The sequence below is a fragment of the Comamonas sp. GCA5 genome (genome assembly GCF_036541385.1).
Classification (GTDB): Bacteria; Pseudomonadota; Gammaproteobacteria; order Burkholderiales; family Burkholderiaceae_C; genus Comamonas; species Comamonas aquatica.
Genome location: NZ_JAZHFR010000072.1, coordinates 1 through 19,357 on the forward strand (window position 1 = coordinate 1; position 19,357 = coordinate 19,357).

Here is a 19,357-nt window from a genome sequence, read left to right on the forward strand (position 1 = left end):
TGTGCTGCCGGCCAGCCTGCCACCCCCGCAGGTGCTGCAGGCCCTGCAGGGCTTGCGGGCGCGAGGCGGGCCGGTGCTGGTGTGCCTGGCGCAAGGGGCTGCAGCAGGGGCGGCAGTGCAGCAGGCGCTGGCGCCGGCCTTGGTGCAGGCCGGGTATCTGACCCATACGGAGGTGGCATGAATCTGTGGCGTCGCACGCCCGCGGCCGCACCGACCTCGCCGCGGCTGGGCACGCGCGGGGTGGTGGTGCTGACCGCGCTGAGCTACTGGTGCACCTGCATGGCCCTGATGTACCTGAACCGCCGTGCCGGGGGCATGGGCTTTGGCTTGGTCGCCTGGTCGCTGTGGACCTGGTGGGGGTTCCAAGGGGCCTGGAAGCACGTGTTGACCCAGGAGGCCCAGGCCGGGCGCAAGCGCAGCATCGCCATGGGCAGCGTGACCGTGCTGGTGGCCATATTGCTGTTCCCTGGGCTGTTGCGCGGGGGGCCATCTTGTGGCTGTGCCTGTGCCTGTTGCTGATCACCGGTGCCCGCGCCCCGCGCATGCGCACCGACCGTGATTTTTATCTGGCCTTGCTGGTGATCATGACCGTGGGCTTTTGGCTGGCGACGGACTGGGCGGCCGACTGGACGCTGTGGTTCTACCTGGGGCCGGCCTGGCTGTGGGGTGCGCTGGCGCTGGCCTGGCACCATGCGGCCCAGGCCCCATTGGCGGGCTGGAAGAAGATCGGACTGGCCTGCGGTTTCATGGCGCTGGTGGTCACCCTGACCAGCAGCCTGTTCCTGTGGGCACCGCGTCCGCTGTCCCTGGGCTTTGGCTTTCTGCCCGGTGGGGGTGTGCAGGGCTGGGCGGGTTCCCGGCCCGAGGCGGGCGAGGGGCCGGCAGCCTTGGGCGCAGGGGCGGGCGCGGCCCGTGGCTCGGGAGCCGGTGGCGCGGGGGGGCAGGGCAGTGCCGGTCAGGCCGGGGCCTCGGATTGGCAGGCCCTGATCCATGCCATGCGCCACAGCGCCCAGGATGGGAGTATTCCGCAGTGGCAGCGCCGTGCGATGCACGGCATGGCGGACCAGGGGCAGGCCCTGTTGGAGCGCTGGCAAAGTCTGCAGCAAACGCTGTCCATCCCATATCCGCCCTGGTGGTGGCTGCTGGTGCTGGCTGCGGCCTGGTGCGGGTGGCACTGGCGATACCGGATCGGCGTGCAGCTGGGGCTGCTGGCGGCCTGGGGGCTGCAGCCGGTGAGCCCCTGGCTGTCCATGCGCCTGTCCACGCGCAGCCTGGACTGGGCCCTGCACGGCAAGGGCTGCAGGGCCTTGCCCGGCGAGTCGCGGCGCGAACATTGGCTGCGCTACCCCCATTGGCCCCAGGTGGCGCATGCCTGGGTGCTGCAGGTGCTGGATGCCTATGGCAGCGTGCGTTTTGGCGACGCAGCGGCCACGGTGGACCAGGCCCAGCGCGTGCGCCAAGTGGCGGCCGCGCTGGCGGACATCCTGCATGAGCTGCCGGCCATGCCCCGCCCGGTAGGCCCGGCACCGGGGCCTGCGCCACGCAGGGCCTAGCCGGCGGCCGCAGGTGCGGTCCCGGCCGTCAGGTCACAGGGCGCCGCCAATCCCCAGCAAATGCTGCAGGGGCTGGGGGCGGCCATTGAGCTTGAAGCTGCCCTGGGAGAACTCCAGCGTGGCCTCCAGTGCATCGCCGCGCTTTTCCAGCACACCCTGGCTGAGCAGGGTCTTCATGCGCTTGACCACGCCGTCGTCGACGGCGGCCTGCAGCTGTTCTTCGCTCATCTCCTGGCCCAGTTGCTCCAGCAGGGTCAGGTAGTCGCTGCGCACCTTGGCGTCCAGCAGTTGCACCAGCATGGGCTGGGGCAGCAGCGCCTTGAACTGCCCTTCAATGTCCGTTGCCGGGTTGAAGGCTTCGGGCTGCTGGCCCACGTAGGCAAGGCGCGCTGACAGCTCGGCCGGCCCGTCCGGGGTCTGCATGCCCAGGCGCGTGATGGCGAATTCGGGCTTGCCGGCCAGCAGCGTCGGCAGGCTGCGCAGCAGGGCGATGCCCTGGTCTTCCGCAGTCCCGTTGCCCTGGGCCCAGCGCATCCATTCGTCCAGCCAGGTGGCGTCGATGCGCTGGAGTTGCACGCTCGCCACCAGCTCGCTGGCGCTGTAGGTCGGGCTTTCCAGCTTGGCCATGCGCGTGTCCAGCCCCATGTTGACCGACTGGTCCTGCAGGCGGGTGGTGCTGTCCATCTGCAACTGCTGGATCTTGAACGCGCTGTCGTCGCCGGGGTTCAGCACCGACAGCAGCCCCAGTTTGAACGAGGCCGGGCCGTCCCAGAAGCTGTGGCCCTCGGGAATGCGGGAGTCGAAGGCCAGTTCGGCATCTTCCAGGTCCATGCGGCTGCCGTCTTCCGACTTGAGGCGCAGCACCGGCATGCGCACCTGGCCCTGGGCGGCGTGCTGTTCGGCCGACAGTGTCCAGTCGGCCTTGAGGCCGCCCCAGGTCAGCGTCGAGCCGTCCGCGAAATGCGCCGTGAAGTGTGGCGAGGTCATGGCGTGGCTGGTGTTCCCCTGCCAGCCGACCAGGGTCACCCATTCCAGCGGGGCGCGGTCCTGCAGGGCTTCGACCAGTTCGGGCTCGCTGTCCTCGGGCAGGACAAAGCGCGACACCACCTTGCCCGCGCGGCCCAGGGGCCAGGGGCCGTGGACGATGTCGTGCGTGACCACGATGTCGTAGGTGTTCTCGGCATCGGCGAAGGACCACAGCGTCTGCGCCTGGGCCGTGACCAGGCCACGGTGGTATTCCAGGATGCGCACGGCAAAGCCATCTTCGGTGCTCCAGGTGTCGGCCGTCTGTTCAAACGCTGTCTGGATGCGCCCGCCGATGTAGTAGCTGGTTCCCAGTGCGCCGGCGATTGCCAGAGCGCCTGCGCAGAGAACGCCCATCGCCAGTTTTTTCATGATTGCCCCTTGTTGTCGTGCTGGTGCACGCCGCGCGGTCGCGTGGCGCCCAGCGATTCTAGAAAGCCCGGGCAGGGCCTGGGGGGACACCACCGCGCTGTTGTTTTTTGGCGCTGCGGCGGCCCCGCACGGTGCGGCCACGCGCTGTCAGGCACTTTGACTTTAATAGCTGGCTGCGCATGCCGGACGCACGCCAAAGCCGAAAAGTCTTGAAAGAAAAAAGGCTGCCCGCAGGCAGCCTTGGCGGACCCACACCCAGGGCTTACTTGCCCCAGCTGTCCTTCAGGCCGGTGATCTTGTTGAACACGGGCCGGTCGGCACGGTGGTCCTTGCGGTCGGCGACGAAGTAGCCAAAGCGCTCGAACTGGAACTTGTCATCAGCCTGTGCAGCCTTGAGCGAAGGCTCCACATAGGCGGTGACGACCTTGAGGCTGTCGGGATTCAGCAGGCTCAGGAAATCCTTGCCGCCGGCATCGGGTTGCGGGTCGGTGAACAGACGGTCGTACAGGCGCACTTCGGCCTGCAGGCCGTCGGCCACGCCCACCCAGGTGATGGCGGCCTTGACCTTGACGCTGTCGGCGCCGGGGGTGCCGCTCTTGGTATCGGGCACCACGGTGGCCAGCACCTTGGTGATGGTGCCGTCGGCATCCTTTTCGCAGCCCGTGCACTCGATCACATAGCCGCCCTTGAGGCGCACCTTGTTGCCGGGGAACAGGCGCTTGTAGCCCTTGGGGGGCACTTCGGCAAAGTCCTCGCGCTCGATCCACACTTCGCGGCCCAGCGTGAAGTGGCGCTCCGGCACGGTGGCACCTTCGGCGTGGTGGGGCAGGGCGGGCAGGCTGCAGGCTTCCAGGTGCGCGGCATCGCCGAACACCTCGGCCCAGTTGGTCAGCTCCAGCTTCACAGGGTCCAGCACCACCATGGCGCGGTGCGCCTGGTTCTCCAGGTCTTCGCGCAGGCAGCCATCGAGTGTGGCGTAGTCGATCCAGCTGTAGTCCTTGGTCACGCCGATGCGTTCGCAGAAATTGCGGATGGACGCGGGCGTGTAGCCACGGCGGCGCAGGCCGACGATGGTGGGCATGCGCGGGTCGTCCCAGCCGGTCAGCGTGCCGCTGTCGACCAGGTGCTTGAGCTTGCGCTTGGACGTGACCACATAGGTCAGGTTCAGGCGAGCAAATTCGTACTGGCGCGGCTGGGGCGCGGCAATCAGGCCACCTGTGCGCAGGTGGTCCAGCAGCCAGTCGTAGAACGGGCGCTGGTCTTCGAACTCCAGCGTGCAGATGCTGTGGGTGATGTGCTCCAGCGCGTCCTCAATGGGGTGGGCGAAGGTGTACATCGGGTAGATGCACCACTGGTTGCCGGTGTTGTGGTGCTCGGCATGGCGCACGCGGTAGATGGCCGGGTCGCGCAGATTGATGTTGGGCGCGGCCATGTCGATCTTGGCGCGCAGCACGGCGGCACCATCTGCCAGCTGGCCGGCCTTCATGTCGGCGAAGCGTTGCAGGTTCTCGGCCACGCTGCGGTCGCGGAACGGGCTGTTCACGCCGGGGCGGGTGAAATCACCGCGGTTGGCCTTCATGTCTTCGGCGGACTGCTCGTCCACATATGCCAGGCCCTGCTCGATCAGGTAGACCGCGCAGCGGTGCATGAAGTCGAAGTAGTTGCTGGCGTAGTACAGGTTGGACTCGCCATTGGCACCTTGCCAGTCGAAACCCAGCCACTGGACGGCATCCTTGATGCTGTCCACGTACTCCTGGTCTTCCTTCTCGGGGTTGGTGTCGTCAAAACGCAGGTGGCACACACCGCCGTAGTCCTTGGCCAGGCCGAAGTTCAGGCAGATCGACTTGGCATGGCCCACGTGCAGGTAGCCATTGGGCTCGGGGGGGAAGCGGGTGCGGATCTTGGCCGCATCCACCTGGCCCTGGGCATGGTGGGCGGCATCACCGGGCGTGCCGCCCCAGTGACGTTGCGCGTGAGTGCCTTTTTCCAGGTCGGCTTCAATGATCTGGCGCAGGAAGTTGGTGGGCTTGACCACTTCCGGGGTGTCGTTGTTGGTGTTGGCGGGTGTGCTCATAGGGGGAAGATTGTAGGCCGGCTGGCAAGCAAGGGCGGCATGCGCGGGTGTTCTGCCTGGCGTACCCATGGCAGCAAGGCTTACGTTCTGATGCAGGCTCTTACGTTCTGTGTGACATCCAGGGCCGGGGCTCAGGCGTTGAAAAGAATCACCGCGACATTGAAAGGACACAGACACATGGACCGAAACCTGGACACACTGCGCAGGCATGGCCGTCGCTGGCTGGCCGCCACCGGGCTCCTGGCCCTGGCGGCTGCGGGCAGCGCCCATGCTGGCGGTAATGTGGGCATCTCGGTGGGGATTCACGTGCCGGGTGCGCCCGTGTATGTGATGCCGCCACCTCCACCGCCGCGTGCGGTCTACTACGCGCCGCCGCCCCCGGCGGTGGTCTACCAGGCGCCCCCTGCCTACGGCTACTGGGCGCCCCCCCCGCCGCGCGGCTATGGCTACTACCAGCCCTACAGGCCTTACAAGCACCACAAGCACTACCACCGCCACCACCGGCATGGCGACCGTGATTGAGGCTATGGCCAGCCGCTGAGCGCGGTATGACCCCGGACAAGGGCCGCATAATCGCGGCTCTTGTGCTTTTTACAGAGTGGTTGCAATGGCGAAGACCGTTTTTGTCCTGAATGGCCCGAATTTGAATTTGCTGGGTACGCGCGAACCCGCCGTGTACGGTGCGCAGACCCTGGCCGATGTGCAGACCCTGTGCGCGCAGGCCGCCCAGCGCCAGGGCTTGGCCCTGCGGTTCCACCAGAGCAACCACGAAGGCCAATTGATCGACTGGATCCACGAGGCCGGACAACTGCATGCGCGCGGCGAACTGGCGGGGCTGATCTTCAACGCCGGGGCCTACACCCACACCAGCATTGCCCTGATGGATGCCGTCAAGGGCACGGGCGTGCCACTGCTGGAGTTGCACATCAGCAATGTGCACGCCCGCGAAGCCTTCCGCCACCATTCCTACCTGTCGCCGGTCGCGCGTGCCGTGGTCTGCGGCCTGGGCGTGGCGGGCTACAGCCTGGCGATCGACGCGGTGGCGCAGTGGTGAGTGGCGCGCCAATGACTGCGGAACCCGCCGAGGAGGTGCCTGTCTGGGTCCCCTGGGAGGGCCCGCAGGCCGACTATGAAGCCGTGGCGGCCGGCACGGTGCTGTCCCGCGAAGTGCAGCATTGGCTGCAGCAGGCACAGCGCGTGGAGCACCCCCATGCGGGCGGGGCGGTGGTGCTGCACCACTGGGCGGCCACCGTGCCGAACGGCCTGGCGCCCGTGGTGCTGTTCCACGGCGGCAGCGGCAGCTGGACCCACTGGGTGCGCAGCATCGGCCCGCTGACCGAGGCCGGGCACGATGTCTGGGCGGTGGACCTGCCCGGCTTCGGCGATTCGGCCCCCTTGCCCGGCGTGATCGATGCCGATGGCATGCTGCCCGGCCTGGCGCAGATGCTGGAGGCGCAGTTTCCCCTGCAGGCCGTGCGGCTGGTGGGCTTTTCGTTCGGCGGCATGACCGCCGGCATGCTGGCGGCGGCCTATCCGCACCTGGTGCAGCAACTGGTGGTGGTCGGGGCGCCGGGCATTGGCCTGACAGACAAACACCCCTTCCGCCTCAAGGGCTGGCGCCACCTCGAGGCTGCACAAGCCCAGCTGGCCCACCATGTCTTCAACCTCGGGGCGCTGATGCTGCGTGATGCCACGCGCATCGACCGCGATACCGTGGCCTTGCATGTGCACAACGTCTGGCGTGACCGCTTGCCACGCCGCCGCATTTCCAGCACCGACATCCTGGTGCGTTCGCTGGCGCAGGTGGAATGCCCGGTGGCCGCCATCTACGGCGCCGAGGATGCCCTGTACCCCGGCACGCTGGACCAGGTGGCGGCATGCATGGCCGCCGCCGCGCGCCAATGGCAGGGGCTGCAGCGCGTGGCCGGGGCGGGCCACTGGGTGCAGTACGAGCAGCCTGCCGCCTTCCACGCGGTGCTGCTGCCGCTGCTGGCCGGCTGAGGCGCGCCGTGCGCTGGCACATCCCTGCGACCGAGTACAGCTGGACGGCGGTGCGCGCCCAGGGTGCCGGCGGGCAGAACGTCAACAAGGTCTCCAGCGCCGTGCACCTGCGCTTTGACATCCGGGCCTCGTCGCTGCCCGAGGATCTGAAGCAATGCCTGCTGGTCTGGCACGACCATCGCATCACCCAGGACGGGGTGGTCATCATCAAGGCCCAGGCCCACCGCACGCAGGAGCAGAACCTGCAGGACGCCGTCGCCCGCCTGCACGCCCTGGTGGCGCATGCCGGCCATGTGCCCAAGGCGCGCAAGGCCACGCGGCCCACCCTGGCGTCGCGCCAGCGCCGGGTGGAGACCAAGAAGCGCACGGCCGCCACCAAGGCCTTGCGCGGCAAGGTGTTGCTGGGCTGATTGGTTTGATTTTTGGGACGGTTCGTATTGTTCTGAAGAACTAGTTTTTCTTGCGGGACAACCTACCATGCAAGCCATGGACCACACTGTCTCTTCCCCCTCGACCACCGACCGCTTGCCGGTCCTGTTTGTCTCGCACGGCTCGCCCATGTTTGCCCTGGAGGCCGGCGAGACCGGCCCGGCCCTGACCCGCTGGGGCCAGGCGCTGCGCCAGCGCCATCCGGGCTTGCGTGGCGTCGTCATCCTGTCGCCGCACTGGATGGCGCACGGGGTGGAGGTGATGGCCCATGCGCAGCCCCCCACCTGGCATGACTTTGGCGGCTTCCCGCCTGCGCTGTACCGCTTGCAATACCCCGCGCCCGGTGCGCCGGTGCTGGCGCAGCAGGTGCAGGCCCGGCTGGCGCAGGCCGGCATCACCGCCACGCTGAACCCCGAGCGCCCACTGGACCATGGGGCCTGGGTGCCGCTGACGCACCTGCTGCCCCAGGCCGATGTGCCGGTGGTGCAACTGGCCTTGCCTGTCGATGCGGACGCGCGGGCGGTGTATGCCCTGGGCCAGGCCCTGCAAGGCCTGCGGTCACAGGGCGTGTTGCTGGTCGGCAGCGGCAGCATGACCCACAATCTGCGCGAGTTCTTTGGCGGTGAGCGCCAGGCGGCCAGCTATGTGGTCGAGTTCAGCCGCTGGGTGGAGCAGCAGGTGCAAGCCGGCGCCATCGATGCCTTGCTGGACTGGCAGCAGCAGGCCCCGCATGCTTTGCGCGCCCATCCGACGGACGAGCATTTTCTGCCCCTGTATTTCGCCCTGGGTGCCGGTGCCGGCAGCACGCCGCACTACCTGAGCCGCGAAGTGATGTACGGCATGCTGGCCATGGATGCCTTTGCCCTGCAGGATGAATAATTGATAGCTGCTAGCGCTTGCTGAATAAGCGCTGCAGCCCGTTTTGACTTGAATCCCCCCTGGGTGCCACGCGTGCACCGGAAAGACTGAAATGCTGAACCTGCCACTCCACCACCTCCACCGTCCGGCCGCAGCGGACACGTCCGCGCCCTGGCTGCTGGTGCTGATGCACGGGGTGGGCAGCAATGCCGACGACCTGTTCGGCCTGGCCGATGTCGTGCCGCCCCAGTTCCACGTGCTCAGCCTGCAGGCCCCGAATGTGATGGGCCCGCAGGCCTTCGCGTGGTTCATGTTTTCGGTGAACCCCGATGGCTCGCGTCACATCGATGCCGCCCAGGAGCAGCACAGCCGCGACCTGGTCGCGCAGACCGTGGCCGCCGCCAGCGCCCAGCTGGGCATCCCGGCCGAGCGCGTGATCGTCGGCGGTTTCAGCCAGGGCGGCATCATGAGCCTGAGCCTGCTGCTGACCCAGCCGCAGCTGCTGCAGGGCATCTGTGTTTGGCACAGCCGGCTGCTGCCCGAGGTGCTGCCGCAGCAGGTGGCGGCGGACCAGTTGCAGGGGCGCGAGGTGTGGCTGAGCCATGGCACGGTGGACCAGGTCATTCCGCTGGGCAGCGCCCACGCCATCTGCCGCCATCTGGAAGCCCTGCCCGTGGATTTGGTCTATAGGGAATACCCTTGCGCGCACAGCATCCACCCCCAGGAACTGCGCGACAGCATGCAGTGGCTGGCACAGCGCACGGCGGCGTGAGTTGTAACGGCTGCTCGGGCCTGAAATTGCTGCGCCGCAGCACGACTTGGGTGTAGGGTTGTTACAGCCTGCGCGCCGCGACGGTGGTCACAATGGTCTTGCCTCAAGGGCAGTAGAGGTTCAGCTGCCCGGCCTGTTGTTGACGAAAGGATGGACATGTTTCCTGAATACCGTGACCAGATTGCCGATTTGCGTGCGAATGACCGCAATTTCAGTCGGCTGTATGACAAGCATTGCGCGCTCGACCAGCAGGTCGAGCAGCTGGTGGCCCGCAAGTCCAACGACTTGCAACTGGAGATTGAGCGGCTGAAAAAGCAGAAGCTGGCGGTGAAAGAGCAGATTTACGCCATGCTGGTCAATGCGGCGCCCACCATGGCGCTGAAACAGTACAAGAATTACATGGACCAGGAGTGGCGCGAAACCGCAGCGCCGATGGCCTACCGAACGGCCTAGTTTTCCTACCCGGCAGCGCCGGCCCCAACAAGCACCCTGCGGGGTGCTTTTTACATGGTGCGTGGTGTGGCGGGGCGCTGGAACAGGGCGTCCAGCAAGGGGCGCAAGGTCGGCTGGGCCTGGGCGAAGGCGGCGGGGGCCACCCAGTAGGCCTCGCAAGCCACGGCAAAAAACTCGGCCGGGTGCGTGGCGGCATAGGCATCCAGCCAGGGCGCAGGTTGGCCAAAGCGTTCGTGTGCGGCCAGGGCCTCGCAAAAATCCTCATAGGCAGCCATCCAGACCCTGGACCAGTGCTGGCGCGCCTGCTGGGCCGAGCTGTGGCCCATGAAGCCGGCCGGCAGCGGCGGGCAGCCATCGGCACCGCCATGGGCCATGTCCAGCTTGTGCGCGAACTCGTGGATCACCACGTTGCTGCCAGCGCCCAGCCCGGGGTGGCCGCCCGGCTGGATGGCCGACCAGCTCAGGGTGACGGGGCCGCGCTCCATGGCCTCGCCCATCAGGGTTTCGTTGTAATGGTGGACGACCCCGGCCTCGTCCACCACCGTGCGGCGCGCGACCATGTCATCGGGGTGGATCACGATGCCCACAAAGTCGTCGTACCAGCGCAAAGCCTGCTGGGGCGTGCCCCAGTGGATCAGCAGCACACAGGCCTGGGTGGCGACGGACAAGGCCATGGCATCGGTGATGACCAGGCCGTGGGCGCCCGTGAACTCCTTGTAGTGCAGGAAATGCTGGCACAGCGCCCGCAATTGCAGCAGTTCATCTGGGGTGAGCTGCTGCAGGAAGGGGTGGGCATCCAGCGTGGCCTGCCACAGGCTGTCCGGGATCGGCCGCGGCGCGCCGGGCGCGTGCGTGCGCCAGCGCTGCAGCCCCTGGGCGATGCGGCGCCACCAGCTCATGCGCGGGGCACGGCCATCTCGAGGGGCAGGCGCTGCCAGCCCTGCGGGTCCACGCGCAGCACTTCGGCGCGGTGCGTGTGCGCATCCAGGTGCCAGTCGCTGAGCACAATGCGGGTGCGGGGGCGGCCCTGGGCATCGGCGGGCAGGGCATGGTCTGCCGGGCGGTGTGTGTGGCCATGGATGAACCACTGCGTGTCCGTGGCGTCCATCCATTGCAGGGTGGCGGACAGGTCTACATCGGCGTATTCCGCACCGCTGTCCTTGCGCAGCTGGCTTTCCGTACGCATGGCCTTGCCCAGGGCGCGGCGGGCGGCCAGCGGCTGGCCCAGCGTGTGCTGCATCCAGGCGGCAGAGCGGCTGAGGGCGCGGAATTTCTGGTAGTCCACATCTTCCAGGCACAGCGCGTCGCCGTGGCTCAGCAGGATGCGGCGTTCGCCCAGCACTAGCACGGTGGGGTCGCTCAAGCCGGTCATGCCGCTGCGTTGCAGGAAGGCATCGCCGGTCAGGAAGTCGCGGTTGCCCACCATGAAGAACAAGGGCCGTTGGGCCGCAGCCTGCTGCAAGCTGGCGGCAGCGTCGGCTTCGAAACTGCCGGGCTCGTCCAGCGTGTCGTCGCCCACCCACACCTCGAACAGGTCGCCCAGCATGAAGATGGCATCGGCGCGGGAGCTGCGCAGGTAGTGGCGCCAGGCATCGAGCGTGCCGGGCTCGGCCGGGTCCAGGTGCAGGTCGGAAATGAATTCGACCGTGTGCCAGTGCGCAGGGGCCACAAGCTCCTGCGCGGGCAACACGGTCGACAGGTGGTCGGCGGTCAAGACCTGGGCCAAACCAGCAACTTAGATGGCAACGGCCTTGTCGATGACCACGGCGTCGAACGGCACGTCGTCATGGAAGCCCTTGCGGGTGGTGCGCACCTTCTTGATGGCGTCGACGATGTCTTCGCCCTTGACCACCTTGCCGAACACGGCGTAGCCCCAGCCTTGGGGGGTGGGGGAGGTGTGGTTCAGGAAGCCGTTGTCCACCACGTTGATGAAGAACTGGGCGGTGGCGCTGTGGGGGTCGCTGGTGCGGGCCATGGCCACGGTGTACTTGTCGTTCTTCAGGCCGTTCTTGGCTTCGTTCTCGACGGGCGCCTTAGTTTCCTTTTGCTTCATGTCGGGGGTCATGCCGCCGCCCTGGATCATGAAGTTCTTGATCACGCGGTGGAACACCGTGCCGTTGTAGAAGCCGTCATTGACGTAGTTCAGGAAGTTTTCGGTGGACTTGGGGGCGTTCACAGCGTCCAGTTCCAGGGTGATCACGCCTTGTGTGGCGGTGTCGGCCACGTTGATGGTGACGTGCAGCTCAACTTGGGGATTGCTCATGGGACAACTTTCTAGAAGGTTTGTACAAAAGGGAGGGGCGCGCCATCACTTGAGCAGCGTGGCTGCCGTGATGGTGACGGCCGTGGTGGGCACATTCTGGTGCATGCCACGGTTGCCGGTGGCCACGGAACGGATTTTGTCCACCACGGCTTGGCCTTGCACGACCTTGCCAAATACGGCGTAGCCATGGCCATCCGGCTGGGGGGCGTTCAGCATGTCGTTGTTGGCCACGTTGATGAAGAACTGCGCGGTGGCCGAATCGGGATTGCTGGTGCGGGCCATGGCAATCGTGTAGCGGTCGTTCTTCAGGCCGTTCTTGGCTTCCAGGGGGATGGCCGCGCGCGTGGGCTTTTGCTGCATGTCGGCGGTGAAGCCACCGCCCTGGATCATGAAGCCGTCGATCACGCGGTGGAACACCGTGCCGTCGTAGTGCTTGTCGGCCACGTACTGCAGGAAGTTCTCGACCGTTTTGGGCGCTTTGGCAGGGTCCAGTTCGACCACGAAGTCGCCCAGCGAAGTGGTGAACTTGACGCGGGGCTTGGCGATGTCGGCCGCGATGGCCCAGTGGGTGCTGGTGGTGGCCAGGACGGCGGCCAGGGACAGGGTGAGGGTTCTGCGGGACAGGGTCATGGCAGGGCTCCTGAGCATTCGAAAAACGGGAAACAGATCGCGCAAGGGATCACGAAAGCCAGCCGGGCCGGCTGGTCACAGCCCTGTGGGAGTGCGCCACAGGGGAGAGGTTCCGTCAGCGCGCGCGCGGCTGCAGCATCTCGGTCAGGGTGGACAGCTTGAGCTGGAGCGCGCGGTTGTTACCGTGCAGTTGTAGCGAGCGCTGGTAGGCGTCGTGCGCCAGACGGGCATAGATGTCGCCCAGGTTCTCGTGGGCCACCGCGTAGTTGGGGTTGTTGCGCACCGCCATTTCCAGCGCGCTGCTGGCCTTGTCCAGCTGGTTCTGGCTGGCGTAGATCACGGCCAGGTTATTGTAGGGCTCGGGCAGTTCGGGGTATTCCTCGATCAGGGCCTCGAACGTGGCGGTGGCGGCGGTCAGGTCACCGGCCTGGGATTGCGCCACGCCCTTGAGGAAGCGCATCTGAGGATCACGCGGGTTGCTGCCCAGGTACTGGTCGGCCTTGGCAATCGCTTCCGCCGTCTTGCCCGATTTGGCCAGGCTCGAGACATCGCCGTACACATCGGCGTGTGCCGCGCCTGTCAACAGCAGGCCGGAAAGGGCCAGCAGGCGCAACAGGGGACGGGTGCGGAGGACAAGAGACATGTAGGTGCTTTCCAAGGGGGACGGGAGAGGGCCTGCGTGGCGGGCTTATACTGCGGAAGATTGTAGCTGAGCGGGTCGAGGCCATTTGCTGTCCGCAACCCTGTCGCAGGCTTTGGCCCGGCTGCACGGAGACGGCGCCGCGCACCGGCGTCTGTGCCGCTCCCACCCCATATTCCGTTTCTGACACTCCATGAGTTTGCGTATCTACAACACGCTGTCGCGTGCATTGGAGGCGTTTTCGCCGCTTGAACCTGGACACGTGCGCATGTACGTGTGCGGCATGACCGTGTACGACCTCTGCCATCTGGGCCACGCCCGTTCCATGGTGGCGTTCGACGTGGTGCAGCGCTGGCTGCGTGCCAGCGGCTATCGCGTGACCTACGTGCGCAACATCACGGACATTGACGACAAGATCATCAAGCGCGCCGTGGAAAACGGCGAGACCATCCGCAGCCTGACCGATCGCATGATCGACGCGCTGCACCAGGATGCCGATGCCCTGGGCATCGAGCGCCCCACGCACGAGCCACGCGCCACCGAGTACGTGCCGCAGATGCTGTCCATGATCGGCACGCTGCAGCAAAAGGGCCTGGCCTACCAGGCAGGCAATGGCGATGTGAACTTTGCCGTGCGCAAGTTCCCGGGCTACGGCAAGCTGTCCGGCAAGTCCCTGGATGAGCTGAACGCCGGCGAGCGCGTGGCTGTGGCCGATGGCAAGCACGATCCGCTGGACTTCGTGCTGTGGAAATCCTCCAAACCCGAAGAGCCTGCCGACGTGAAGTGGGCCAGCTCCTTTGGCGAAGGCCGACCCGGCTGGCACATCGAGTGCTCGGCCATGGGTTGCGAGATGCTGGGCGAGAGCTTCGACATTCACGGCGGTGGTGCCGACCTGCAGTTTCCCCACCACGAGAACGAGATTGCACAAAGCGAAGGCGCAACCGGCAAGCCGTTTGCGCAGGTGTGGATGCACAACGGCTTCATCAACGTGGACAACGAGAAGATGTCCAAGTCGCTGGGCAACTTCTTCACCATCCGCGATGTACTTCAAGCGTACGACGCCGAGACCGTGCGTTTCTTCGTGGTGCGCAGCCACTACCGCAGTCCGCTGAACTATTCTGACGTGCACCTGGACGATGCGCGCAACGCCTTGAAGCGCCTGTACACCGCGCTGAGCCTGGTGGAGCCAGCCGCCGTGCAGATCGACTGGGCTTCGCCTTACGCCGCACGCTTTCAGGCCGCGATGAACGAGGACTTCGGTACGCCCGAGGCGGTGGCCGTGCTGTTTGATCTGGCCGGCGAAGTGAATCGCAGCAAGTCGCCCGAGGTGGCTGGGCTGCTCAAGGCCCTGGGGGCCTGCCTGGGCTTGCTGCAGGACGATCCGCAAAAGTTTTTGCAGGCGGGTGCTGCCGGTGTGGATGCCGCCGCCATTGAGGCGCAGATTGCCGCGCGCGCCACGGCCAAGGCTGAAAAGAATTGGGCAGAGGCCGACCGGATCCGCAAGGCTTTGCTGGAGCAGGGTATCGTGCTCAAGGACTCGCCCGCTGGTACCACCTGGGAGGCTGCCCAGTAAGCGCTGGGTGCGAGCATTCATGTCGCCCTCTCCCAAAGAATTGCCGGCCCTGCCGGCGCATGCGCCTGCCTACTGGGCCGAGGCCTGCAAGCACCTGGTCAAGAAGGACCGGGTCATGCGGCGCCTGATTCCCCAGTTCAGCGCCGAAGCCTTGCAGACGCGCGGCGACCCGTTCATCACGCTGGCGCGCTCGATCGTGGGCCAGCAGGTGTCGGTCAAGTCGGCCGCCTCGATCTGGAAGCGCTTCAGTGCCTTGCCGACAGAGATGAAGCCGGCACAGGTGCTGCTGCTCAAGGTGGACGACATGCGCGCCGCCGGGCTGTCGGCGCGCAAGGTGGACTATCTGGTCGACCTGGCGCTGCACTTCACGCAAGGCCGCCTGCATGTGCAGGAATGGGCGCAGATGGACGACGAATCCATCATTGCCGAATTGACCACCATCCGTGGGATCGGCCGCTGGACGGCCGAAATGTTCCTGATTTTTTACCTGCTGCGCCCCAACGTTCTTCCGTTGGATGACGCGGGCTTGCTCAAGGGGATCAGTCAGAGTTATTTCTCGGGCGATCCTGTGAGCCGCAGCGATGCCCGTGAGGTGGCCGAGGCCTGGAAACCTTGGTGCACCGTGGCAACTTGGTATATTTGGCGCTCGCTCGACCCGCAGCCTGTGGCCTATTAATTGACTCTCAGGCCCCATTGCGCAGGCCGGGACAAGGAGAATTAACTTGGCGAAAAAGACCTTTCTGGATTTCGAACAGCCGATCGCTGAACTCGAATCCAAAATCGAAGAACTGCGTTACGTGCAGACCGAAAATGCAGTCGACATCTCGGAAGAGATCGACCAGCTGAGCAAGAAGAGCCAGCAGCTCACCAAAGACATCTACAGCGACCTGACGCCTTGGCAAGTCACCAAGATTGCGCGCCACCCCGAGCGTCCCTACACGCTCGACTATGTGCGCGAGTGCTTCACCGATTTCGTGGAAATGCACGGTGACCGTCACTTTGCCGACGACAAGTCGATCGTCGGTGGCCTGGCCCGCTTCAATGGTCAGCCCTGCATGGTGATTGGTCACCAAAAGGGCCGCGACACCAAGGAGCGTGCGCTGCGCAACTTCGGCATGACCCGCCCCGAAGGCTATCGCAAGGCCCTGCGTCTGATGAAGACGGCCGAGAAGTTCAAGCTGCCGGTGTTCACCTTTGTGGACACGCCCGGTGCCTTCCCCGGTATTGACGCCGAAGAGCGCAGCCAGTCCGAAGCGATCGGCCGCAACATCTACGAAATGGCCCAGCTGCAGACCCCCATCATCACCACCATCATCGGTGAAGGTGGTTCGGGCGGCGCCCTGGCGATTGCCGTGGCCGACCAGGTGCTGATGCTGCAGTACTCCGTGTACTCCGTGATCAGCCCCGAGGGTTGCGCGTCCATCCTGTGGAAGACCGGCGAGAAGGCGCCCGAGGCCGCCGAGGCCATGGGCATCACGGCCCACCGCCTGAAGGCCCTGGGCCTGGTCGACAAGATCGTCAACGAGCCCGTGGGCGGCGCCCACCGCGACCACAAGCACATGGGCAGCCTGCTCAAGCGCGCCCTGGGTGATGCCTGGCGCCAGCTGTCGGACCTCAAGCCCAAGGAATTGCAGGACCGCCGCTACGAGCGTCTGCAAAGCTACGGCCGCTTCTCCGACACCAAGGCCAGCTGATGCCAAGGCCGTGGAGACCCTCCACGGCGGCATCCGCTCCCTTGAATGGCCCTGCGGGGCCATTTTTGTTGAGCATTTGGCCGTGTCAGAAAACGTAGCGGGTGGCGCGCAACAGATAAGGACTTCCAATACTTTGGATGTCGAAGTGACCGAATGGCATGCGCTGACAGCTATCAATGGTGATCAATATGAAAGGTGTGTGGTGACGGTTGCGGTCGATCAGGCCTTGCAGGCATGGATGCCGGCGCTGCCCCTGGCGGTGGCGTACAGCGGCGGGGCGGATTCCACCGCCTTGCTGCACGCCTGCGCCCAGCGTTGGCCGGGGCAGGTGTACGCCATTCATGTCCACCACGGGCTGCAGGCGGCGGCCGATGGCTTTGCCGCCCACTGCCGCCAGGCCTGTGACCAGTGGCAGGTGCCGCTGGTGGTAGCTGCCGTAGATGCGCGCCACCAGCCCGGCCAAAGCCCGGAGGATGCTGCACGGCGCCACCGCTATGTCGCACTGGCGGCGCAGGCACACACGGCCTTCGACCGGCCCATGGCCAGTGTGGCCCTGGCACAGCATGCCGATGACCAGGTGGAAACCTTGCTGCTGGCCCTGTCGCGCGGGGCCGGTGTGGCGGGGTTGGCGGCCATGCCGGCGCAGTGGCAGCGCGATGGCCTGCACTGGCACCGGCCGTTGCTGGGGGTGAGTGCGGCCGACATTCGCCAAGGCCTGCTCGACCAGGGCATCGCCTGGATCGACGATCCCACCAATACCGACCTGCGCTACACGCGCAACCGCATTCGCCAGCAGTTGCTGCCGGTGCTGGAGCAGGTGTTTCCGCAGTTTAGGGACACGTTTGCGCGCGGCAGCGCCCACGCGGCCCAGGCCAAGCAGCTGCAGCAGGAGCTGGCGCAGCTGGATCTGCAGGCCATTGGCGTGCCGCCGCGCATTCAGGCGCTGCAGCAGCTCAGCCCGGTCCGCCAGGCCAATGTGCTGCGGCATTGGCTGTTGCAGCACCACCAGGCGACCCCGACGGCGGCGCAGCTGCAGGAGCTGCTGCGACAAATCGGTGCATGCCAAACGCGGGGGCACCGTATCCATATCAAGGTGGGCTACGGGTTTGCCGTAAGGAATGGCGCGAACCTCGGTTGGTACAATCCCTGAGTTTTGGTCCCAATCTTTGAGTACGAAAACCGGCGGCGCGCCAAAACACGCTTTCATCCAACAGCGCCGTGGCAAGCAGTTTCGTCACCCCAATATCCAATGGCACTGATCGTTCATAAATACGGCGGCACCTCGATGGGCTCTCCCGAGCGCATCCGCAACGTCGCCAAGCGCGTGGCCAAGTGGGCTCGGGCGGGTCACCAGATGGTGGTTGTGCCCAGCGCCATGAGTGGCGAAACCAACCGCTTGCTGGGTCTGGCCAGCGAGCTGGCGCCTTCTTCTGCCAAGACCTCCTACTACCGCGAGCTGGACATGCTGGCCGCCACCGGCGAGCAAGCTTCGTCGGCGCTGCTGGCGATTGCCCTGCAGGCCGAAGGCATGGATGCCATCAGCTATGCCGGCTGGCAAGTGCCAGTGCGCACCGACAGTGCCTTCACCAAGGCTCGCATCGAGTCGATCGACGATGTCCGCGTGCGCAAGGATCTGGATGCCGGTCGCGTGGTCATCATCACTGGCTTCCAGGGCATCGATCCCGAAGGCCACGTCACCACTTTGGGGCGTGGCGGTTCGGACACCTCAGCCGTGGCCGTGGCTGCGGCGATGAAGGCCGACGAGTGCCTGATCTATACCGATGTGGATGGCGTCTACACCACCGACCCCCGCGTGGTGCCTGCTGCCAAGCGCCTGGGTACCGTGAGCTTTGAGGAAATGCTGGAAATGGCCAGCCTTGGCTCCAAGGTGTTGCAAATTCGTTCCGTGGAATTCGCGGGCAAGTACAAAGTGCCCATGCGCGTGCTCTCCAGCTTCACGCCCTGGGACATTGACCTGGCCGAAGAAGCCAAGTCCGGCACCCTGATTACTTTTGAGGAAGACGAAAAAATGGAAAAGGCCGTCGTTTCCGGCATCGCATTCAACCGCGGCGAAGCCAAGATCTCCGTGCTCGGTGTGCCCGACACCCCTGGTATCGCTGCTGGCATCCTGGGTCCTGTGGCCGATGCCAACATCGAAGTCGATGTGATCATTCAGAACATCTCCAAGGATGGCAAGACCGATTTCTCCTTCACCGTGAACCAGGGCGACTACCAGCGCGCCCTGGAGTTGCTGCGTGACAAGGTGGCCCCTGCGCTGGGCGCTTCCGAAGTGGTGGGCAATACGAACATCGCCAAGGTCAGCATTGTCGGTATCGGCATGCGCAGCCATGTGGGAGTGGCCTCCACCATGTTCCGAGCGCTGAGCCAAGAGGGTGTGAACATCCAGATGATCTCGACCTCCGAAATCAAGACCTCGGTGGTGATCGACGAGAAGTACCTGGAACTGGCTGTGCGCGCCTTGCACACAGCGTTTGGCTTGGACAAGAGCGAATAATTTTCGCAACTTTCCAAAAACGCTCAAAAAAGCTGTTTACAATAACGTCATTCCGGAAACGTGACCGAGTGGCCGAAGGTGCTCCCCTGCTAAGGGAGTATGGGGTGTAGAGCCTCATCGAGGGTTCGAATCCCTCCGTTTCCGCCAGATGCAAGAAAAAAGCTCGCAAGAGCTTTTTTCTTTCTGGTGAAGAGGTTTGAAGAATTTCCTAAAAATTTTAGGGTTAAAAATTCTGGTATAGTCCAAGGCTTCGCTGATCACGGCGAAGCAAAAAATCTGAAGTAATTCAGGTTTGCATCTTTAAAAAGATACAGCCGATAAGCGTGGGCGTTTGAAGGCGAATTGCCAAGTTCTTTGGAACTAAAAACAAACGCTCATGGAAATAAAGAAGTGAAGTTCACTTCAATTCCGTTTTTATGAGTGAGTCGCAAGACTTTAAATTCAAGATCGAACTGTAGAGTTTGATCCTGGCTCAGATTGAACGCTGGCGGCATGCCTTACACATGC

General features: G+C 65.1%; 22 protein-coding genes and 1 tRNA gene. 16 read left to right on the forward strand and 7 right to left on the reverse strand.

Translation table 11 applies throughout. The features are described from left to right. The 3 genes from SJH88_RS14745 to SJH88_RS14755 form a co-directional block, all read left to right on the forward strand. Positions 1-181 (forward strand): hypothetical protein (locus tag SJH88_RS14745; RefSeq protein WP_274754915.1); only part of this gene is annotated, 181 nt, incomplete at its 5' end. Next, positions 178-519 (forward strand): hypothetical protein, encoded by a 342-nt coding sequence (locus tag SJH88_RS14750; protein WP_274754916.1) that lies wholly within the window; start codon positions 178-180, stop codon positions 517-519. The genes SJH88_RS14745 and SJH88_RS14750, both read left to right, overlap by 4 nt. After that, positions 492-1,553, forward strand: a complete 1,062-nt coding sequence (locus SJH88_RS14755) for a hypothetical protein (protein ID WP_274754917.1) — start codon at positions 492-494, stop codon at positions 1,551-1,553. Before SJH88_RS14750 ends, SJH88_RS14755 begins: the two co-directional genes overlap by 28 nt. A gap of 33 nt (positions 1,554-1,586) precedes the next feature. On the opposite strand, the gene SJH88_RS14760 is transcribed toward SJH88_RS14755, so the two are convergent. Continuing rightward, the gene (locus SJH88_RS14760; RefSeq protein WP_274754918.1) at positions 1,587-2,948 is read right to left on the reverse strand and encodes a DUF945 family protein; all 1,362 of its coding nucleotides are present in this window, start codon (positions 2,946-2,948) and stop codon (positions 1,587-1,589) included. Between the two features lie 262 nt (positions 2,949-3,210). After that, entirely contained in the window at positions 3,211-5,022 is a 1,812-nt protein-coding gene (locus tag SJH88_RS14765) for a glutamine--tRNA ligase/YqeY domain fusion protein (RefSeq protein WP_274754919.1), read from the reverse strand. A 177-nt stretch (positions 5,023-5,199) separates the two neighbouring features. Between SJH88_RS14765 and SJH88_RS14770 the strand changes: the two genes are divergently transcribed. The 7 genes from SJH88_RS14770 (at position 5,200) to SJH88_RS14800 (ending at position 9,535) form a co-directional block, all read left to right on the forward strand. Continuing rightward, entirely contained in the window at positions 5,200-5,544 is a 345-nt protein-coding gene (locus SJH88_RS14770; RefSeq protein ID WP_154164976.1) for a hypothetical protein, read from the forward strand. Positions 5,545-5,629: 85 nt separating this feature from the next. Then, positions 5,630-6,076: a type II 3-dehydroquinate dehydratase gene (aroQ, locus tag SJH88_RS14775; protein WP_274754920.1), complete on the forward strand. Its 447-nt coding sequence runs from the start codon at positions 5,630-5,632 to the stop codon at positions 6,074-6,076. Positions 6,077-6,087: 11 nt separating this feature from the next. Continuing rightward, positions 6,088-7,023 (forward strand): alpha/beta fold hydrolase, encoded by a 936-nt coding sequence (locus SJH88_RS14780; protein ID WP_274754921.1) that lies wholly within the window; start codon positions 6,088-6,090, stop codon positions 7,021-7,023. Positions 7,024-7,031: 8 nt separating this feature from the next. Next, the gene (arfB, locus tag SJH88_RS14785; protein WP_274754922.1) at positions 7,032-7,433 is read left to right on the forward strand and encodes an alternative ribosome rescue aminoacyl-tRNA hydrolase ArfB; all 402 of its coding nucleotides are present in this window, start codon (positions 7,032-7,034) and stop codon (positions 7,431-7,433) included. 76 nt (positions 7,434-7,509) lie between these two features. Further along, the gene (locus SJH88_RS14790; RefSeq protein WP_154164972.1) at positions 7,510-8,331 is read left to right on the forward strand and encodes a DODA-type extradiol aromatic ring-opening family dioxygenase; all 822 of its coding nucleotides are present in this window, start codon (positions 7,510-7,512) and stop codon (positions 8,329-8,331) included. A gap of 91 nt (positions 8,332-8,422) precedes the next feature. Next, complete coding sequence (locus SJH88_RS14795) at positions 8,423-9,082, forward strand: alpha/beta hydrolase (protein WP_274754923.1); 660 nt, start codon at positions 8,423-8,425, stop codon at positions 9,080-9,082. Positions 9,083-9,238: 156 nt separating this feature from the next. Next, complete coding sequence (locus SJH88_RS14800) at positions 9,239-9,535, forward strand: HP1242/YdcH family protein (protein ID WP_081770817.1); 297 nt, start codon at positions 9,239-9,241, stop codon at positions 9,533-9,535. 50 nt (positions 9,536-9,585) lie between these two features. Here the strand turns inward: SJH88_RS14800 and SJH88_RS14805 are convergent, their stop codons facing one another. The 5 genes from SJH88_RS14805 to SJH88_RS14825 all read right to left on the reverse strand — a co-directional run bounded on the left by SJH88_RS14805 (position 9,586) and on the right by SJH88_RS14825 (position 13,071). Continuing rightward, complete coding sequence (locus SJH88_RS14805) at positions 9,586-10,434, reverse strand: M90 family metallopeptidase (RefSeq protein ID WP_274754924.1); 849 nt, start codon at positions 10,432-10,434, stop codon at positions 9,586-9,588. After that, a complete protein-coding gene (locus SJH88_RS14810) occupies positions 10,431-11,234 on the reverse strand; it encodes a UDP-2,3-diacylglucosamine diphosphatase (RefSeq protein ID WP_274754931.1) in 804 nt (267 codons plus the stop codon). Before SJH88_RS14810 ends, SJH88_RS14805 begins: the two co-directional genes overlap by 4 nt. Positions 11,235-11,270: 36 nt before the next feature. Beyond that, complete coding sequence (locus tag SJH88_RS14815; protein WP_274754925.1) at positions 11,271-11,798, reverse strand: peptidylprolyl isomerase; 528 nt, start codon at positions 11,796-11,798, stop codon at positions 11,271-11,273. Positions 11,799-11,843: 45 nt separating this feature from the next. Next, the gene (locus SJH88_RS14820) at positions 11,844-12,428 is read right to left on the reverse strand and encodes a peptidylprolyl isomerase (protein ID WP_274754926.1); all 585 of its coding nucleotides are present in this window, start codon (positions 12,426-12,428) and stop codon (positions 11,844-11,846) included. Positions 12,429-12,543: 115 nt separating this feature from the next. Then, positions 12,544-13,071, reverse strand: coding sequence for a tetratricopeptide repeat protein (locus SJH88_RS14825; protein WP_274754927.1), 528 nt, complete (start codon positions 13,069-13,071; stop codon positions 12,544-12,546). A 190-nt stretch (positions 13,072-13,261) separates the two neighbouring features. On the opposite strand from SJH88_RS14825, the gene cysS reads away from it, so the two are divergent. The 6 genes from cysS to SJH88_RS14855 all read left to right on the forward strand — a co-directional run bounded on the left by cysS (position 13,262) and on the right by SJH88_RS14855 (position 18,997). Next, the gene (cysS, locus tag SJH88_RS14830) at positions 13,262-14,641 is read left to right on the forward strand and encodes a cysteine--tRNA ligase (protein ID WP_274754928.1); all 1,380 of its coding nucleotides are present in this window, start codon (positions 13,262-13,264) and stop codon (positions 14,639-14,641) included. 19 nt (positions 14,642-14,660) lie between these two features. Next, complete coding sequence (locus tag SJH88_RS14835) at positions 14,661-15,317, forward strand: DNA-3-methyladenine glycosylase family protein (protein WP_274754929.1); 657 nt, start codon at positions 14,661-14,663, stop codon at positions 15,315-15,317. A gap of 46 nt (positions 15,318-15,363) precedes the next feature. After that, positions 15,364-16,335, forward strand: a complete 972-nt coding sequence (locus tag SJH88_RS14840; RefSeq protein ID WP_043386455.1) for an acetyl-CoA carboxylase carboxyltransferase subunit alpha — start codon at positions 15,364-15,366, stop codon at positions 16,333-16,335. Between the two features lie 202 nt (positions 16,336-16,537). Continuing rightward, positions 16,538-17,485: a tRNA lysidine(34) synthetase TilS gene (gene tilS, locus SJH88_RS14845; protein WP_274754930.1), complete on the forward strand. Its 948-nt coding sequence runs from the start codon at positions 16,538-16,540 to the stop codon at positions 17,483-17,485. Positions 17,486-17,584: 99 nt separating this feature from the next. Next, positions 17,585-18,850 (forward strand): aspartate kinase, encoded by a 1,266-nt coding sequence (locus SJH88_RS14850; RefSeq protein WP_042415592.1) that lies wholly within the window; start codon positions 17,585-17,587, stop codon positions 18,848-18,850. 54 nt (positions 18,851-18,904) lie between these two features. After that, positions 18,905-18,997 (forward strand) — tRNA-Ser (locus tag SJH88_RS14855). Positions 18,998-19,357 lie beyond the last annotated feature (360 nt).

Coding starts and splice junctions, on each gene's coding strand:
- SJH88_RS14815 (WP_274754925.1), bottom strand. CDS start 11,798: ATGAGCAATCCCCAAGTTGAGCTGCACGTCACCATCAACGTGGCCGAC.
- SJH88_RS14825 (WP_274754927.1), bottom strand. CDS start 13,071: ATGTCTCTTGTCCTCCGCACCCGTCCCCTGTTGCGCCTGCTGGCCCTT.
- SJH88_RS14805 (WP_274754924.1), bottom strand. CDS start 10,434: ATGAGCTGGTGGCGCCGCATCGCCCAGGGGCTGCAGCGCTGGCGCACG.
- aroQ (WP_274754920.1), top strand. CDS start 5,630: ATGGCGAAGACCGTTTTTGTCCTGAATGGCCCGAATTTGAATTTGCTG.
- cysS (WP_274754928.1), top strand. CDS start 13,262: ATGAGTTTGCGTATCTACAACACGCTGTCGCGTGCATTGGAGGCGTTT.
- SJH88_RS14795 (WP_274754923.1), top strand. CDS start 8,423: ATGCTGAACCTGCCACTCCACCACCTCCACCGTCCGGCCGCAGCGGAC.
- SJH88_RS14760 (WP_274754918.1), bottom strand. CDS start 2,948: ATGAAAAAACTGGCGATGGGCGTTCTCTGCGCAGGCGCTCTGGCAATC.
- SJH88_RS14835 (WP_274754929.1), top strand. CDS start 14,661: ATGTCGCCCTCTCCCAAAGAATTGCCGGCCCTGCCGGCGCATGCGCCT.
- SJH88_RS14820 (WP_274754926.1), bottom strand. CDS start 12,428: ATGACCCTGTCCCGCAGAACCCTCACCCTGTCCCTGGCCGCCGTCCTG.
- SJH88_RS14780 (WP_274754921.1), top strand. CDS start 6,088: ATGACTGCGGAACCCGCCGAGGAGGTGCCTGTCTGGGTCCCCTGGGAG.
- SJH88_RS14765 (WP_274754919.1), bottom strand. CDS start 5,022: ATGAGCACACCCGCCAACACCAACAACGACACCCCGGAAGTGGTCAAG.
- SJH88_RS14850 (WP_042415592.1), top strand. CDS start 17,585: ATGGCACTGATCGTTCATAAATACGGCGGCACCTCGATGGGCTCTCCC.
- SJH88_RS14800 (WP_081770817.1), top strand. CDS start 9,239: ATGTTTCCTGAATACCGTGACCAGATTGCCGATTTGCGTGCGAATGAC.
- SJH88_RS14790 (WP_154164972.1), top strand. CDS start 7,510: ATGGACCACACTGTCTCTTCCCCCTCGACCACCGACCGCTTGCCGGTC.
- SJH88_RS14750 (WP_274754916.1), top strand. CDS start 178: ATGAATCTGTGGCGTCGCACGCCCGCGGCCGCACCGACCTCGCCGCGG.
- SJH88_RS14770 (WP_154164976.1), top strand. CDS start 5,200: ATGGACCGAAACCTGGACACACTGCGCAGGCATGGCCGTCGCTGGCTG.